This window comes from Candidatus Pelagibacter sp. HIMB1709, assembly GCF_052047635.1.
GTDB lineage: Bacteria > Pseudomonadota > Alphaproteobacteria > Pelagibacterales > Pelagibacteraceae > Pelagibacter.
In genome coordinates this window covers 898,112-914,546 of the sequence record NZ_JBNAJW010000001.1, presented here as the reverse complement: position 1 = coordinate 914,546, position 16,435 = coordinate 898,112, and the positions used below count along the sequence as shown (strand labels likewise).

Annotated in this window: 24 protein-coding genes; 17 read left to right on the top strand and 7 right to left on the bottom strand. The window is 28.3% G+C overall.

From position 1 onward, the window contains the following. Position 1 precedes the first annotated feature (1 nt). From ACTTAR_RS04965 to ACTTAR_RS04935, 7 genes are read left to right on the top strand one after another with little or no spacing between them, the layout of a single operon-like run. Entirely contained in the window at positions 2-1,492 is a 1,491-nt protein-coding gene (locus tag ACTTAR_RS04965) for a cryptochrome/photolyase family protein (protein WP_440697865.1), read from the top strand. Position 1,493: 1 nt separating this feature from the next. Further along, positions 1,494-1,874, top strand: coding sequence for a CidA/LrgA family protein (locus ACTTAR_RS04960; protein ID WP_440681464.1), 381 nt, complete (start codon positions 1,494-1,496; stop codon positions 1,872-1,874). Then, on the top strand, positions 1,858-2,583 hold the full coding sequence (locus tag ACTTAR_RS04955) for an LrgB family protein (RefSeq protein ID WP_440681465.1): 726 nt from the start codon (positions 1,858-1,860) through the stop codon (positions 2,581-2,583). Before ACTTAR_RS04960 ends, ACTTAR_RS04955 begins: the two co-directional genes overlap by 17 nt. 3 nt (positions 2,584-2,586) lie before the next feature. Beyond that, positions 2,587-2,715 (top strand): DUF2256 domain-containing protein, encoded by a 129-nt coding sequence (locus ACTTAR_RS04950; RefSeq protein ID WP_145596660.1) that lies wholly within the window; start codon positions 2,587-2,589, stop codon positions 2,713-2,715. A gap of 4 nt (positions 2,716-2,719) precedes the next feature. Continuing rightward, the gene (locus ACTTAR_RS04945) at positions 2,720-3,439 is read left to right on the top strand and encodes a type 1 glutamine amidotransferase (RefSeq protein ID WP_440697864.1); all 720 of its coding nucleotides are present in this window, start codon (positions 2,720-2,722) and stop codon (positions 3,437-3,439) included. Then, entirely contained in the window at positions 3,436-3,627 is a 192-nt protein-coding gene (locus tag ACTTAR_RS04940; protein WP_440697863.1) for a hypothetical protein, read from the top strand. Before ACTTAR_RS04945 ends, ACTTAR_RS04940 begins: the two co-directional genes overlap by 4 nt. Further along, positions 3,620-3,841 (top strand): hypothetical protein, encoded by a 222-nt coding sequence (locus ACTTAR_RS04935; protein ID WP_023854586.1) that lies wholly within the window; start codon positions 3,620-3,622, stop codon positions 3,839-3,841. The genes ACTTAR_RS04940 and ACTTAR_RS04935 overlap by 8 nt, the downstream gene beginning before the upstream one ends. Here the strand turns inward: ACTTAR_RS04935 and ACTTAR_RS04930 are convergent. Genes ACTTAR_RS04930 through ACTTAR_RS04910 form a run of 5 tightly spaced genes read right to left on the bottom strand, consistent with a single transcriptional unit; the run spans position 3,838 to position 8,327 of the window. Next, positions 3,838-4,977, bottom strand: a complete 1,140-nt coding sequence (locus tag ACTTAR_RS04930) for an FAD-binding domain-containing protein (protein ID WP_440697862.1) — start codon at positions 4,975-4,977, stop codon at positions 3,838-3,840. The two genes, ACTTAR_RS04935 and ACTTAR_RS04930, sit on opposite strands and share 4 nt — an antisense overlap. Position 4,978: 1 nt before the next feature. Next, positions 4,979-5,596 carry a DsbA family oxidoreductase gene (locus tag ACTTAR_RS04925; protein WP_440697861.1) on the bottom strand — a complete coding sequence of 206 codons (618 nt, stop codon included), beginning with the start codon at positions 5,594-5,596 and terminating at the stop codon, positions 4,979-4,981. 4 nt (positions 5,597-5,600) lie between these two features. Then, positions 5,601-6,788 (bottom strand): argininosuccinate synthase, encoded by a 1,188-nt coding sequence (locus ACTTAR_RS04920; RefSeq protein ID WP_440697860.1) that lies wholly within the window; start codon positions 6,786-6,788, stop codon positions 5,601-5,603. Between the two features lie 4 nt (positions 6,789-6,792). Beyond that, positions 6,793-7,302 (bottom strand): invasion associated locus B family protein, encoded by a 510-nt coding sequence (locus tag ACTTAR_RS04915; RefSeq protein WP_440697859.1) that lies wholly within the window; start codon positions 7,300-7,302, stop codon positions 6,793-6,795. After that, entirely contained in the window at positions 7,293-8,327 is a 1,035-nt protein-coding gene (locus ACTTAR_RS04910) for an aldo/keto reductase (protein ID WP_440697858.1), read from the bottom strand. The genes ACTTAR_RS04915 and ACTTAR_RS04910 overlap by 10 nt, the downstream gene beginning before the upstream one ends. 79 nt (positions 8,328-8,406) lie before the next feature. Between ACTTAR_RS04910 and ACTTAR_RS04905 the strand changes: the two genes are divergently transcribed. Then, the gene (locus ACTTAR_RS04905) at positions 8,407-9,168 is read left to right on the top strand and encodes a Bax inhibitor-1/YccA family protein (RefSeq protein ID WP_262589945.1); all 762 of its coding nucleotides are present in this window, start codon (positions 8,407-8,409) and stop codon (positions 9,166-9,168) included. 1 nt (position 9,169) lies between these two features. Here the strand turns inward: ACTTAR_RS04905 and ACTTAR_RS04900 are convergent, their stop codons facing one another. After that, the gene (locus ACTTAR_RS04900; protein ID WP_440613652.1) at positions 9,170-9,514 is read right to left on the bottom strand and encodes a DUF2794 domain-containing protein; all 345 of its coding nucleotides are present in this window, start codon (positions 9,512-9,514) and stop codon (positions 9,170-9,172) included. Continuing rightward, positions 9,507-10,058, bottom strand: a complete 552-nt coding sequence (locus tag ACTTAR_RS04895; protein ID WP_440619109.1) for a septation protein A — start codon at positions 10,056-10,058, stop codon at positions 9,507-9,509. The genes ACTTAR_RS04900 and ACTTAR_RS04895 overlap by 8 nt, the downstream gene beginning before the upstream one ends. 87 nt (positions 10,059-10,145) lie before the next feature. Here ACTTAR_RS04895 and hspQ point away from each other — a divergent pair, with 87 nt between their 5' ends. From hspQ to ACTTAR_RS04850, 9 genes are all read left to right on the top strand, one after another. Continuing rightward, positions 10,146-10,466, top strand: a complete 321-nt coding sequence (gene hspQ, locus ACTTAR_RS04890; RefSeq protein WP_262589942.1) for a heat shock protein HspQ — start codon at positions 10,146-10,148, stop codon at positions 10,464-10,466. Positions 10,467-10,642: 176 nt separating this feature from the next. Beyond that, complete coding sequence (gene ccmC / locus ACTTAR_RS04885) at positions 10,643-11,350, top strand: heme ABC transporter permease CcmC (RefSeq protein ID WP_440681478.1); 708 nt, start codon at positions 10,643-10,645, stop codon at positions 11,348-11,350. Next, a complete protein-coding gene (locus tag ACTTAR_RS04880) occupies positions 11,347-11,574 on the top strand; it encodes a heme exporter protein CcmD (protein ID WP_440633121.1) in 228 nt (75 codons plus the stop codon). Before ccmC ends, ACTTAR_RS04880 begins: the two co-directional genes overlap by 4 nt. A gap of 10 nt (positions 11,575-11,584) precedes the next feature. Further along, positions 11,585-12,004 carry a cytochrome c maturation protein CcmE gene (gene ccmE, locus ACTTAR_RS04875; RefSeq protein ID WP_440681480.1) on the top strand — a complete coding sequence of 140 codons (420 nt, stop codon included), beginning with the start codon at positions 11,585-11,587 and terminating at the stop codon, positions 12,002-12,004. Beyond that, positions 12,005-13,879: a heme lyase CcmF/NrfE family subunit gene (locus ACTTAR_RS04870; RefSeq protein ID WP_440681481.1), complete on the top strand. Its 1,875-nt coding sequence runs from the start codon at positions 12,005-12,007 to the stop codon at positions 13,877-13,879. Next, entirely contained in the window at positions 13,876-14,394 is a 519-nt protein-coding gene (locus ACTTAR_RS04865) for a DsbE family thiol:disulfide interchange protein (protein WP_440681482.1), read from the top strand. The genes ACTTAR_RS04870 and ACTTAR_RS04865 overlap by 4 nt, the downstream gene beginning before the upstream one ends. Further along, positions 14,391-14,750, top strand: a complete 360-nt coding sequence (locus tag ACTTAR_RS04860) for a cytochrome c-type biogenesis protein (protein WP_440681484.1) — start codon at positions 14,391-14,393, stop codon at positions 14,748-14,750. Before ACTTAR_RS04865 ends, ACTTAR_RS04860 begins: the two co-directional genes overlap by 4 nt. A gap of 6 nt (positions 14,751-14,756) precedes the next feature. Beyond that, positions 14,757-15,269 (top strand): acyloxyacyl hydrolase, encoded by a 513-nt coding sequence (locus tag ACTTAR_RS04855; RefSeq protein ID WP_428078956.1) that lies wholly within the window; start codon positions 14,757-14,759, stop codon positions 15,267-15,269. A 10-nt stretch (positions 15,270-15,279) separates the two neighbouring features. Continuing rightward, the gene (locus tag ACTTAR_RS04850) at positions 15,280-16,431 is read left to right on the top strand and encodes an alpha-hydroxy acid oxidase (RefSeq protein ID WP_440697857.1); all 1,152 of its coding nucleotides are present in this window, start codon (positions 15,280-15,282) and stop codon (positions 16,429-16,431) included. Positions 16,432-16,435: the final 4 nt, after the last annotated feature.

Below are 16,435 nucleotides of genomic sequence, written 5' to 3'. Positions count from 1 at the left end.
TATGAAGTTATTTTTTATACTTGGCAATCAATTATTTCCAACAAAATACATAGACCGCTTCAAAAAAGACCATCTATTTTTTATGGCTGAAGATAAGGGTTTATGTACATATGAAAAGCATCATAAACAAAAAATTTTATTATTTTTATCATCAATGCGTTCTTATGCCGACGGGTTAAGAAAAAATAAATTTAAATTAGATTATTTTAAAATCGAAGATAAAGAATTTAATGATGATTATTTAAAAAAATTAAAAAAAATAATTACACAAAAAAAAGTAAAAGAAATTTCAAGTTTTGAAGTAGAGGATAAATTTTTTGAAAAAAAAATTTCACAATTTTTAAAAAAAGAAAAAATACATTGGAATGTTATCCAAACTCCTATGTTTTTAAATTCAAGAGCCGAATTTAAAAATTATTTATCAAAATCGAAAAAACCTTTTATGGCAACTTTCTACAAAGATGTTAGAAAAAAATCTGGAATATTGATGGGTTCAGATGGTAATCCAATCGGGGGCAAATGGAGCTTTGATGAAGATAATAGAAATAAATTACCTAAAAATATTTCAATTCCTAAATTTCCAAAAATAAATGAAACCAGTCATACAAAAAAATTAAAGCCTATTATTGAAAAGGAATTTAAAAATCACCCTGGGAGTACAAATAATTTTTGGTTTGCAACGGAATATGAAGATGTAGTTAAACTATTGAATTTTTTTATAAAAGAAAAATCTAATCTTTTTGGTGATTATGAGGATGCAGTTGATAAAAAAGATAATATCCTGTTCCATAGTGCATTAAGTCCTTACATAAATTTAGGTTTAATAACCCCTGAATTTGTTGTCCAAAAAGTTTTAGACTTTCACAAGAAAAATAAAATTAGAATGAATTCTTTAGAGGGTTACATTCGTCAAGTGATTGGTTGGCGAGAATTTATGCGAGGAATTTATCAGTCATACTCTCAAGAAATGGAAACTGGAAATTTTTTTAAACAAAATAGAAAAATGAAAACTTCTTGGTACGACGGTACCACTGGTCTTCCACCTTTGGATTATGCAATTAAAAATGCCGTTAATTATGGTTGGTCCCATCACATTGAAAGGTTAATGATTTTATCAAACATTATGAACCTTTGTGAAATTAAGCCAACAATTGTTTATAAATGGTTCATGGAGATGTTTGTAGATTCCTCAGATTGGGTAATGGTTCCTAATGTTTATGGAATGGGATTATTTAGTGATGGAGGAATTTTTGCGACCAAACCTTATATTTGTGGATCTGCATATTTTATGAAAATGATGGACTTTAAGAAAGGTGATTGGTGTAACACCATGGATGGTTTGTACTGGAGATTTATAGATCGAAACAGAAAATTCTTTTTAAAAAATCCTCGTCTATCAATGATGGTAAGAGTTTTTGATAAAATGAAGTTAGACCGAAAAAAAATGATACTTGCTGGGGCGGAAAAGTTTATAAAAGAACAGACACTTTAAAATGTTAAGAAGTTTATTTATAATATTTTTTTTTCAGCTTCTAGGAGAAGCTATTCAAAAATTTTTTGAAATTAATATTCCTGGGCCTGTAATAGGATTAATACTTTTATTATTGGTTTTTATTTTTTTTATAAAAAATGCATCACCATTTAGAAAAATAAAAAAAGAAGTCTCAGAAACAAGCCATCAAATTATTAAATATTTATCATTACTATTTGTTCCCATTGGAGTTGGAGTGGTTATGCATATCAATTATTTAGGGGATAATTTATTTAAAATTTTAGCGATAATAATTATTGGTACTTTGAGCACTTTAGTTTTTGTTGCTTATGTTATGGAAAAAATAATCAACTTAGAAAAAAATAATGTTAAAAGAAGATAAGCTTTATAAAATTTGGGTATATTTACAGGCAGAACCCTTATTTTGGATTACTTTGACTTTAGGTGCTTATCTGGTTGGTGATTATCTTTATAGAAAATCTAAACTTAATCCTCTTGTTAACCCTGTTGCAATAAGCATTTTAATAGTTTCTTCAGCATTATTGATCTTAGATGTTTCTTATGATCGATATTTTAATGGAGCTAAATTTATTCATTTTATGCTAGGACCAGCAACCGTAGCGCTGGCAATACCAATATATGAGAGAAAGAATCTCATTATAAAAGAAATAAAACCAATAATTTTTTCAATATTTTTAGGAATACCGTTTGCAATATTGGTTACTTTTTATTTAGCAAAATTTTTTAATCTAGATCAAGATATAATACTAACAATGATCCCAAGAAATGTAACTGCTCCTATAGCCATGGGTATTTCAGAATTAATTGGAGGCATACCTTCACTAACAGCAATTATCACAATTATAACAGGAATTATGGGTGCCTCTCTTGGAACATTTGCACTGAATCTATTTAAAATCAAAGATATGAGTGCTCGAGGTTTTGGTTTTGGATTAGCAAGTCATGGTATTGGCACTGCAAGAGCAATGAGTAAAAATAAAACAGCTGGTGTTTTTGCTGCTTTAGCAATGGGTTTGAGTGGCATTGCAACTTCAATATTTGTTTTAATTATTATTAAATTTATTTTTTAGTAAGTGAAAAAAGAAAATTTACCAACAAAAATTTGTCCAGTTTGCAAAAGACCATTTACATGGAGAAAAAAATGGAAGTTGAATTGGGATAAAGTAAAATATTGTTCTAAGAAATGTTCTAAGCTAAGCTAACTTAGTGAATATAATAGTACTACAACATATTAAAATAGAAGATCCAGGCTACATTAAAGATTTAATGCTATCTGATGGATTTAATTTAACTACAATAGAGTTAGACGAAGGTGAAAAAATACCAGAGGATCTTAGTAAATTTGATGGAATGTTTTGTATGGGAGGACCGATGGATACCTACATGGAAAAAGAATATCCATGGTTAATTGACGAGAAGAAAAAAATTAAACAGTTTGTTGTAGATTTGAAAAAACCTTATTTAGGTTTTTGTTTGGGTTGCCAATTATTGGGCGAGGTAGTGGGTGGTAAAGTTGTTAAATCAAATTCTGCAGAAATTGGTATTATGGATATTGATTTTTCTAAAGAAAAGGAAAACGATAATTTGTTTTCACAATTTCCTGATAAGATAAAAAGTTTACAATGGCATTCTTATGAGGTTCAAGGAATAGAAAACAATAATGATATAACTTTATTGGCTTCCTCACCGATTACTAAATATCAAATATTTAAATATCAAAACCACGCTTACGGAATTCAATTTCATATAGAAATAAAAGATACAACAGTCAATGAATGGGGATGTGTTCCAGAATACAAGAAAGCTTTAGAGGATCAGCTTGGTAATGGTGCTTTAGAAAAGTTTGATCAATCAGCAAGAGATAATATGAAAGATATGAACAACTATTCTACAATTCTTTATAATAATTTTAAAAAACTTTTATGATTTGTATAAGGACTGAAATACCAAAAGAGCTAAACGATATAGATGATGAACTAAAAGCAATCTATCACAGCAAAGATACAGTTTGTTTTTACATTTTTAAAACAAGAGAATTAAGAAATGAATTTGTTGAAAAAACAAAGGGTATGAACAAAATTGAACGTGAAGAGATATATAAAAATTATGAATAATAAAATTTTTGAATGGGCAGGGGTCATTACAGCAATACTGTATTCTTTATTTGTCGCTTTAAATATAGGTATAGAATTTTTTGGTTTTTGTTTATTACTTTTGTCAGCTATTTTGATTGGAATTTGGGCTTACAGGGGTGGCCACAAAGGAATTCTCTTATTGCAATTTTTTTATGCTACTGCTGGGATTATAGGTATGGTTAGATGGTTTTAACTCAAGGTTGAAACAATTTTAGGAATATAATTTTTAAAATTAAAAAACCCTTTATTGCAGTATTGCCAAGCCAACTGATCAAGATTTCTATATAAAAAATCTATCTTTAACTTATTGGAATTTAAAAAATCTAAATTTTCACCTACTGTTGGATATAAACCATAACAATTTTCAATTTTTGTTAATTCACTTATATCTACAACCTGGCAATCAATAGATTGATCTTTTAATCTTTGTCGTTGGTCTTCTATTAACTGAGATTTAAATTTCACTAATTTTTCACTGAGTTTTATCGACCTATTTTCATTTTTGTTAGAAACTAAGTAAATTTTCTTAAAGTTGTTTTCTTTAAAGTCAGTGATTTCAAAACAGAGATTATTATCAAAAACTAAAAGATTTTTTTCTTCAATATTTTGTGGGTTAGTAAAATCTTGTTTTATTATTTGATAAGATTTTTTTGAAATTATTGGAGGTGCATTTTCATTTAATTTTATGTTTTGAAATCTATTGTTCGTGAATTTTTTAATATTCCATTCACTAGCAAGATAGTGTTTACCTTGAGTTTGAACACCCGCAACCCACCTCCATCCGAGAGTATTTGATGCAGAATCTCCATCATAAAGATGTTGCATGAAAAATTCTGCTCCTAATTGCCAAGGTAATTCTAAAGTAAAAATCCAAATACTAGCAAACCACATTCTAGTGTGATTATGTAAATAATTACTTTCTTTCAGCTCATTAACCCAAACATTAAAACATTCAATGTCTGTTTTCCCTTCAATTGCAGAATTATAATTTTGATTATTTCGAAATTCATTTTTTATTTGATTTAACTCAACAAGATAATCTGTCCAAACATTTGGTCTTAGTTCCAACCAGCCTTTCCAATAAGTTCTCCATAAAACTTCTTGAATAAATTTTTCATTTTTTGAAAAAGAAAATTTGCTTAGAGCTTTCTGAATGACTTCTTGTTCATTAATAACCCCATGAGTTATATATGGTGATAAGCAAGAAATATTCGATCTTTTTTCAGGACCAAAATCAAAATTTCTTAATTTAGAATAATCTGCGAGACCATTATTTATAAAATCATCTAATTGATTTAAGGCTTTAGCCCTTGAGGTTTCAAATATCATTTTAATTTACATTTGTTTTAATTATATTTTCTAGCTCAGTTGCACTTTGAGCACCTGATATAAAATCCTTTCCTATCTCATAAAAAGGAACACCACTTATATTTTTTTTTTTAGCAATTAATATTTTTGAATTTACATCTTCAATATTTTTATCATTGATAAAATTCTTAAAGATCTCTTTAGAAATATTATATTGTTTTGCAATTTTAGTTAAAACATGAATATCTCCTATATCGAGACCATCAATAAAATATGATTGATAAATTTTTTCTTTTATTTGGTTTTGTATATTAAATTTTTCACTCAAAATTATTAGTAAATGAGATAGAACAGTATTTGGAGTTTTTTTTATTTTTTCCAAATTAAAAGTCATTCCAGACTCTTTTGCTTTTAATTTCATATTTTCATACATGGGATCTGCAAATTTTTTTCCTCCAAATTTTATTTCAAGATATTTATCTCTAGAAATACCTTCACTTGGCATATCTGGGTTTAATTGAAAAGGTATATGTTTAATTTCAAATTTTATATTAGGAAATTTTTTAAGTGCTGTATTTAAATTTTTATGACCTATGTAACACCATCCACAAACAGTGTCTGCGAATATATTTATTTTCATTTATTTATGAACGAAGTTTTTTCTTGTGAAAATTTATAAATCTTTCAACATTAGATTTATTAAACGTTTTGTTTTCTTCAAAAGAAACTTTTTTCATAGAGTAGGCAGAACTATTTGTATTTCGAGACTCGATTATTACATTTCCTTTATAAAGTTTAAGTTTCACTGAGCCATTAACTTTATTTCTTTTAAGATCCACAATTTTTTGAAGTTTAAATCTTTCTTTTGAATACCAATAACCATTATAAATTAGCTCTGCATATCTTGGCATAATCTGATCTTTTTTATGCATTGTTTCTTTATCTAAAGTTACAGATTCGATTGCTCTATGCGCATGAATTAACAAAGTTCCACCTGGTGTTTCGTATACTCCACGAGATTTTATTCCAATAAATCTATTTTCAACTAAATCAACTCTTCCTATTCCATTTTTTCCAGCAATGTTGTTCAATTTTTCTAATAGTTTAGAAGGAGACATTTTTTTTCCATTAATTGCAAAGGGATCTCCATTTTTAAAATTGATGGTAATAAATGAAGGCTTGTTTGGAGCTCTCTCAGGAGAAACTGTTCTTTGGAAAATAAATTCTGGCGCAGAATTTTTTGGATTTTCTAATACTTTCCCTTCAGTTGATGTATGAAATAAATTGTCATCTACTGAAAAAGGTGGAGCACCTTTTTTATCTTTTGGTATTGGTATCTCATGTTTTTTTGCATAGTTAATTAAATCGGTTCTTGATTTTAGTTTCCAAATTCTCCATGGAGCAATAATTTTTATTTTTGGTCCAAAGTAATGATAGCCTAATTCAAATCTTACTTGGTCATTTCCTTTTCCTGTAGCACCATGTGAAACTGCATTAGCTTTAAATTTTTTAGCAACTCTTATTTGGTCTTTGGCAATCAATGGTCTAGCAATAGAAGTCCCCAAAAGATACACGCCTTCATAAATTGCATGTCCTCTAATCATTGGATAAACGTAATCTTTTACAAAAACATCTTTTAAATCTTGGATAATAATATTTTTGACACCAAATTTTTTCGCATTTTTAAAAATTTTTTTTCTATCAATTTCTTGACCAACATCAGCAGTGTAACAAATTACTTCAGCGTTATAATTTTCTTGAAGCCATTTTAAAATTATGGATGTATCTAAACCGCCTGAGTAGGCAAGTACAATTTTATTTTTTGATTTCATTTAATTATGTGCAAGCTTTTTTTGATGCATTGTACGCTTTGGTAAATCCAAGCAAAGAATAATGATCAATTGTCTGAGATCCATTTTGATTGTATCCAGTAATCATTATTCTTGATCCCTTCTTCATTCTACTAATCATTTTTACTTCAATTTTGTTATCAGCAATCCATGCAAATCCTTGTTGCATGATATCAAATTTAAATTTACTTTTTCCAGATGCTGCAATAACAGAATTCTTGTTATTAAATTCATATCCAGGTGTAACACTTACTTCATTTGAAATATTTTCCTCTGGTCTAAAAGTTACAAATAATTTTGCATCTCTTTTGTTTGATTTTGGTGCTTGAAGCACAGGTGCTGATTGAGCAAAACATACTTTGCCATCAGGTTCGTATGCCACCATGGCCTCCCAATCTTTATATTTACCAATTTTTTTTACTTCCTGAGCAAATAGATGATTTGAACCTAAGATAAATACAGTTGATAAAATTATTATTTTTTTAATTAAGGACATGGGTTTGGATAAATTGTTTGAACTTGATTGATTTCTTCAATGACATCATCAGATAAATTTACATTTACACTTTCTATATCTGATTTCAACTGATCCATTGTAGTTGCACCTATAATAACACTTGTCATAAATTCTTGGATTTCACAGAATTTAATAGACATTTGAGTCATATTTAAATTGTGTTTCTCACAGATTTTAAAATAAAGTTCTACAGCAGCCTCAGTGTTAGGTTTTCTATATCTTGTCCAAAAATCAAAGTCTCTTTCCATTCTTGATCCTTTAGGAAAATTTTTATTTCTGTACTTTCCCGTTAAGTATCCACTTGCTAGAGGTGAGTACGCAAGACATCCAATTTTTTCTCTAATTGAAACCTCGGCTAATCCAACCTCATAAGATCTATTTAGCAAACTGTATGGATTTTGAATAGACATCATCCTTGGTAAATTTTTATCTTTTGATAACTGCAGATAATTTAATGCCCCCCAAGGAGTTTCATTTGATAATCCTACATATCTTATTTTTCCAGCTTTAATATATTTATCTAATTCCCCAAGAACATCTTCAAATTTATTCCAATTATTTTCTTTATGAACATAACCAAGTCTTCCAAAATTATTTACATTTCTTTCTGGCCAATGAAGTTGATATAAATCAATATAATCTGTTTTAAGTCTTTTAAGACTATTGTTTAAAGCAGACTCTAAGTTTGGACCTGTAAAACTGTTTTCTCCATTTCTTAGATAATCTCTTGCTGGACCAGCAACTTTTGTAGCTAGAATAACTTCTTTTCTTTTTTTTGTTTTTTCAAACCAATTACCAATTATTTCCTCAGTATCCCCATAAGTTTCCTTACGAGGAGGAACTGCATACAATTCAGCAGTATCCCAAAAATTTACTCCATTGCTTAGAGCAAAGTCCATTTGTTCAAATGCTTCATCTTGAGTATTTTGTTCTCCCCAAGTCATTGTACCGAGACAAATTGTACTCACGTCAAGATCGGTATTTCCCAATTTTTTGTAATTCATTAATGTTTTATGTTAACTTTTTATTAATCCCTCAAGGTGTCTTGAATAATTATTAAAAGACTATTATATGTAGCATATTATGGAATTTGATAAAAACGGAATATTAAACAGAGCGAAAGCAGCGCAACAAACTGCTGCAGTAATGGATGAAGGCTTAAGAGCCTACATGTTAAAAGTTTATAACTATATGGCAACAGGTGTGTTGTTAACAGGGATCATTGCACTAATAACATTTAAGATGTCAGTCGTAACTGATCAATCAGGTGCAATTGTTGGATTAACACAAATGGGGAATGCGATTTATTTATCAGGTCTTAAATGGTTAGTAATGTTAGCTCCTTTGGGTATCGTTTTTTATATGAGTTTTGGAATTAATAAGATGAGCGCTTCAAAAGCTCAAACAACATTCTGGGTGTTTGCAGCTTTAATGGGTCTTTCATTGTCTTCAATCTTATTAGTTTATACTGGCTTGAGTGTTACTAGAGTATTTTTTATAACTTCAGCAACTTTTGGAGCTATGAGCATTTATGGTTATACAACTAAAAGAGATTTAACAAAGTTTGGATCATTTTTAATGATGGGATTAATTGGTATAATTATTGCATCAATCGTAAATATTTTCTTAAAATCTTCAATGATGTACTTCGTAATTTCAATTTTAGGTGTTTTAATTTTCGTAGGTTTAACAGCTTATGATACCCAAAAAATTAAAAACATGTATGTTGCAAGTGACTCTGGTGAAATAGTTGGAAAAAAAGCAGTAATGGGTGCTTTAACATTATACCTAGACTTTATTAATCTGTTTATAATGTTGTTAAGACTTTTTGGTCAAAGACGATAATTTATTTTTGAAGTTTCTTCCAATTAGTATTTTTAAGTAAAGACTTAAGTTCGTAAGAATTTTTTAAAATCTTACCGCTTGTATCTGTGATTAAGTATTTTAAATTTTTATTTTTTGGCTTAAAGTTTTTACAGATTTTATAGAGTGCATTTTCTGCTGCATTCCTAAATACACTAAAGCTAACTTGTTTGCTTGATATGTTGAGACCATAGTCTTTCCAAGAGCCCTCGGAAACCATTTTTGCATAAAGATCTAAAATAATTTTAAGCTCATCTTTTTCAAAAAATTGTTTTTCCTCTATTTTATTATGTGGATTGTTTACTACTAATCTTAAATTATTACGCATCTATTTTATGTTTATTTATTAAAGGTACCTGAAATCCAGTAAATACTATTGTTATTGGAAGCATTCCCCATACTTTAAAATTAACCCAAAATTCTTCAGTTTGCGTTCTCCAAACAAATTCATTTAATAACGCAAGACCGAAGAAAAAAAACATCCATCTTCGATTTAAAATTTCCCATCCGATATCTGATAAAGGTATTGATTTACCCATAACTTTTTTAAGGACCGGTTCTTTCGTAAAGTATTTTCCAAAATATAAAGCCAATGCAAACATGATGTTTATTATTGTTGGTTTTACATAAATAAATATTGGATCATTAAAGTAGATAGTCAGACCTCCAAAAAAAGTTATTAAAATTCCACTTAACAAAGGCATTGGTGGTATTTTTTTTTCAAAAAACCAAACAACAGCTAATGCAATAATAGTTGCAACTATTAAGGGAGGAATTGCTACTGATAAATTTTTTCCACTGTTGTAATAATAGAAAAAAAATATTGCTAGAGGTCCAAAATCAGTAACAAATTTTAAAAAAGATTTATTCACTCAAAAGATATTAACATATTTGCCACATCACAAAACATTAATATTTTTTACATTGATTTTTATTTTTAAATACCCATACTAACTATCATGGCAATCCAGAAAGCTAAATTTTCAATTGGAGACATTGTAAAACATAAGCACTTCGAATTTAGAGGTGTCATTTATGATGTGGATTTCGAGTTTAATAATTCAGAGGAATGGTATCAGTCTATTCCAAAAAATGTTAGACCTAGAAAAGATCAGCCTTTTTATCATTTACTTGCTGAAAATGATGAAATTACTTACGAAGCCTATGTTTCTGAGCAAAACCTTTTAATGGACGATTCAGATGAGCCTATAAAACATCCGTTAATTGAAGAAATTTTTTCAGGCAAAAAAGGCTCAAGCTATTTCAAGCTTTCTAATTAGCTATCATTATTCAAACACATTTATTTCCAATCTAGGCCACACTAATTTTTTATAAATATTCATATTCTGATCAAGAGTGTTAAAAGTTAATCTTTCTTTATTATCTCCCCCTCTTCATTCTTGATCAGATAATTTTTCACAATAGTATTTTTAGAATAAATCCTTAAATTAGAGCTATGTTTAAACTTTTAGAACCAAATAAAATTTTTCAAATTACCTCGAAAGCACCAAAATATGTTTTATTTTTATTTGTTGTTGTCCTATCTGTTGGATTAGTTGAAGCACTTATATTGTCTCCAGAAGATTACAAGCAGAGTGACGCTGTTAGAATTATGTATGTTCATGTTCCTGCGGCATGGATTTCTCTTGGAATTTTTTCTTCAATAACTGTTTTATCAATTTCAGGATTTATTTTTAAAAACAAAAATTTTTTTTTAATATCCAAAAGTCTAGCACCCTCTGGTTTTGTTTTTAATATTATTGCTTTGGTAACAGGTTCTATTTGGGGGAAACCTACTTGGGGCACATGGTGGGCTTGGGATGCGAGGATTACTTCGATGTTAATTTTAGCTCTGTTTTATGCTTTATATCTAATCTCTTGGAGAATTTATGAAAATGAAGACAAAGTTTTTAAAATCTCAACTTTTATTACCATTCTTGGAATTATAAATGTGCCAATAATTAAGTACTCGGTTGATTGGTGGAATACACTTCACCAACCTGCCTCAATAAATATCTTATCTAAAAGCTCAATCCATTCATCAATGCTTTATCCTTTATTGATAATGACTGCGGCATTTGCTCTATTTTCGTTGTTAATTTTCTTGATGAAATATAATACAGAACTGATAAAAATTAAAAATAAAGGCTTAGATAGATTATGATTAACGAACTATTATTTATGAATGGATATGCAGTATACGTGTTATCTGCATTTGGTTTTACTTTATTAAGTTTCCTAAGTTTATATTTAGTAACAAAAGTTCAATTTATTAAAGAACAAAATAAATTCGTTGCTAAATTTGGATCACTTAACACTGAACAAGCTAATTCTGCAAAATCACAAAGAATAAATAAAGAAATTTTAGCTGACGCAACAAATAACTAATTTTTGATCGATGTATGGTCGAAAAGTTAAGTTAAGATTTCTGTTTGTTTCGACTATTTTACTAATTTTAATATTAACTGTTTTTTTAGTTCTAAAATCTTTAGAGGAAAACGTTGTTTATTTTCAATCTCCTTCAGAGATTAAGTCATTAACTGAGCTGACAAATAGTAAAATTAGAGTAGGTGGGATGGTTAAACAAAATTCTATTAGTATGAATTCTAATGAAGTGAATTTTATAATTACAGACTTTAAAAATGAGATTAATGTTACTTATTCAGGTGCTGTTCCAAATTTATTTGAAGAAGGAAAAGGAGTTGTAGCTGAAGGTGTTTTGAAAGACAGAAATTTCTTTTCAGCAACAAAAATTTTAGCAAAGCATGATGAAAATTATATGCCCCCAGAGGTTAAAGCTGCATTGGAGGAAAATTAATTGATTTATAGTGTTGTTGGATACTATTCACTAATTTTAGGATTGATTAGTGGTTCAATTTTGATTTATTTTTCAGTTCAAAATTTTAGAAATTCAGAAATTTTAGATACTAAAATATTATCTTTTTCATTTTTACAATTATTTTTCGTTGTTATTAGTTTTTTTGGTTTAGTTTTATCTTTTATAGTTTCAGATTTTAGTAATGAAACTGTATTTAATAATTCTCATACCACCAAACCTTTATTTTACAAAATTACAGGAACCTGGGGAAACCATGAGGGTAGTTTGTTATTGTGGTTGTTGGTTTTAACATTATTCATTTTCATTTTTTTATTAAGGACAAATAATCAATCAATAAAATATAAAACTCTAACAACAATATTTCAGCAGATAATAATAATTGGTTTTTTTATATTTTTATTAAAAACTTCTAATCCATTTAATTACTTGTTCCCAATTCCTGAGGAAGGTTTAGGTTTAAATCCAATCTTGCAAGATCCCGCATTAGCAATTCATCCACCTGTTTTATATTTAGGCTATGTTGGTTCATCAATAATATTTTCCTCTGCATTAGCAGCAACAACTTTAAAAATGGTTTCAGGAAGCTGGGCAACTCATATAAAACAATGGACTTTAGTTTCATGGATATTTTTGACATTAGGAATTTTATTAGGTTCTATTTGGGCATATTATGAACTTGGATGGGGAGGATTTTGGTTTTGGGATCCAGTTGAAAATGTATCTCTTATGCCTTGGTTAGCATTAACCACATTATTACATTGTATATTGGTTTTAGAGAAAAAATCGATTTTAACTTCTTGGGTTATAATATTATCTATAGCTACATTCACACTTAGTATGTGTGGAACTTTCTTAGTTAGATCAGGTATCCTTAATTCAGTTCATACTTTTGCTAATGACCCCGAAAGAGGTCTATTCATATTAATATTTTTGTTTGTTCTAATTTTTATTTCTTTATTTATTTTTTTCTTTTTTCATAAAGAGGACCAAAAAAATTCAATAAATCTTTTTTGGTTGAGTAAAGAAAGTGCAATTATATTGAATAATTGGTTCATGATGTATTTTTTATCTGTAGTTTTAATTGGTACAGTATATCCAATTTTTTTAGATGTAATTTCTTCAGAAAAGATATCGGTCGGTCCACCGTTTTACCATAAACTAATTATCCCTTTCTTAATTCCATTTTTATTTGCTATGGCAATTGGACCTCAATTGAAATGGATTAAATCTAACTTTGAAAGTAAAAAAATTCTTATATTCTTATTATTTATATCTATTTTAATATCTTATTTAGTTGTTAAGAATTTTGATAAAAATTTACTTGTAAACACTATTTTAATATCAAGCGCATTTTATTTGTTTTTTATTACTGTAAGGGATTTTTTTACAAAAAAATTTAAAAACATTTCTCAAAATATTGCTCACTTTGGTTTTAGCTTATTAATTTTAAGTATTTTATTTAATAATTTACTTTCTAGCGAAGTAATAACCAATCTTAAAATTGGTGAAAGTTATGAAAATTCAAAAATTAAAATTAAACTTGAAGAAGTAAAGCAGAGAGACGAAAAAAATTATAGTTCAGTGGTAGCAGATTTTAAAATAATTTCTTCAAATGGAAAAATTAATAAAATGTCTCCAGAGTTAAGAATTTATAATCAGCCAAATATAGTAACTAGTGAAGCTGATATCAAAACCACTCTGATGAAAGATAAATTTATTGTCATAAACTTAGTACAAAATCAGGAATATTTTAACGTTAGATATCAAGACAAACCTTTCATGCTTTGGATATGGGTATCAGTGTTATTATTAAGTATGGGTGGAATATTAAGTTTTTTCAAAAAGAAAATATGAAAGATAAATTAATACCTTCAATAATAATAATAAGTTTTATAATTATTTTTTTAATATTTTATAAAGGTTTGCAAGAAACAAACATTTACACTCCTAAGTCAGAAATAAAAAAAGATATTCCAATTTTTTCTAGTATTAACTTTGATAGCAAAGAAAAAGTTAATTCATTAGAAATATTTAATTCAAATAAATTTTATATATTAAACATATGGGCCTCGTGGTGTGTACCTTGTAGACAAGAACATTCTTATTTAATGAGATTAAGTGAAAACAATAAAGTAACTTTAATTGGATTAAATTATAAAGATAATTTTAATAATGCTCAAAATTTTCTAACAAAATTGGGAAATCCATACGAAACAATAATATTAGATGAAGACGGTACAATTTCAATAGAGTGGGGAGCATACGGTGTGCCAGAAACTTTTTTGATACATAAAAACAAAATAGTTGCAAAATACATTGGACCATTAAATGAAGAATTAATTAACGAAATTAACTCAATTATAAAATGAAAATTTTAAAAATTATTTTAATTATTTTATTATTAATCCCAAATTTATTATTTGCTGATGATCAGCTTGAAAGAAATAACATTACCAAAAATTTAAGATGTTTAATTTGTCAGGGTCAATCAGTATACGACTCAGACTCTGATTTCGCAAATAGCATGAAAATTTTAGTTGATAAAAAACTTGAAGAAGGATTATCTGAAAATGAAATTTATGATTTTTTTAAGGAAAAATATGGTGAGTGGATTTTGTATGACCCCGGCTTAAATAAAAACACTTATATTCTTTGGATATTGCCAATATTGATATTTTTACTTGGAGGTGCAATAATCTTTAAAAAACTGAAATTTAAAAATTAATCCAAAATGTATCTAAAAAAAATACTAATTTTATTTTCATTTCTAACATTTACGATTTCATTAAATGCAGAAGAAATCAAAAACAGAGATTTAAATACTGAGTTTAATATTTACACAGGGATGTTTGATTTTAGTGATGATGGAAAAAAATCAACTTTAATAGGTTTTCAACATCAAAATGAAAACCTAAACAGAGATACTTTTTTGGGAAATTTATCACCTATTACAGGCGCTCTTATTACTGCAGATAATGCAGCTTATGTTTACACAGGAGTAGAGGCACAATATAAAATAGGATCTTTAAATTTTAATCCAAGTTTTACACCAGGATTGTATCACGAAGGTGATGGAAAAGATCTTGGTCACGTCTTAGAATTTAAGTCTGAATTACAGATTTCTTTAGATATGTCTGAGAGCAGTCAATTTGGTTTTTCATATAATCATATATCTAATGCAAGTTTAGGAAGTAAAAATCCTGGGGCAAATAGTTATATGTTTAATTTCTTTAAAAGCTTCTAAGTAAACTCTTATGAATTTAAATGATTGCTATAATTTTGATGACTTTAGAAAATTAGCCAAAAAAAAATTACCAGCTCCAATATTTCATTATATTGATGGAGGTGCTGATGATGAGATAACTTTAAACAGAAATACAGCTTCGTTTAACGACTGTGATTTAGTTCCTAATATTTTGAATAGTGTTGGAGAACCAGATTTATCCACAACAGTTTTTGGGAGAAAAATTGATATGCCATTATTTTTGTCTCCTACAGCAATGCAAAGCTTGTATGATCCAGAAGGCGATAAAGCTTCAGCTAGGGCAGCAGAAAAATTTAATACGATTTATAGCATGTCTACGATGGCATCATTTTCAATCGAAGAAGTTGCAAATGTTTCTAGTGGTCCAAAACTTTTTCAACTTTATATTCATAAGGATAAATCAATCACTGATGATTTAATAGATAGATGTAGTAGAGCAAATTTTGATGGTATGTGCATTACCGTTGATACATTAGTTGCAGGTAATAGAGAAAGAGATCATAGAACAGGTTTTACTACCCCACCTAAATTTACCTTAGATAGTTTATTAAGCTTTGCTATGAGACCTGGTTGGGTTTTTAAATATTTTACAAACAAAAAATTTGAATTAGCAAATATCAAAAACAAAACTGATAAGGGAACAAACATAGCTAAATCAGTAATGGATTATATTAATGAACAATATGATCCTGCAATGAATTGGAAAGATGCAGAATACTGTATTAAAAAATGGAATAAACCAATGGCACTAAAAGGAGTGATGTCTGTTGAAGATGCAAAGAGAGCAATTGATATAGGTTGTACAGCAATAATGATATCTAATCATGGTGGAAGACAATTGGATGGATCGAGATCCCCTTTTGATCAAGTTAAAGCAATTTCAGATGCGGTAGGAGATAAATTAGAAATAATTCTAGATGGTGGAGTAAGAAGAGGAACACATGTTTTAAAAGCTCTTGCTGCTGGTGCAACAGCTTGTAGTTTTGGAAAAGCTTTTCTTTTTAGCTTAGGTGCTGGAGGGCAAAAAGGTGTTGAAAGATTGCTAGAGAACATGCAAAAAGAAATTAGAAGAAACATGATTTTGATGGGATGTAAATCTGTAAAAGATCTTAACGCGTCAAAAATAATCTACAGAAGTTAAGATA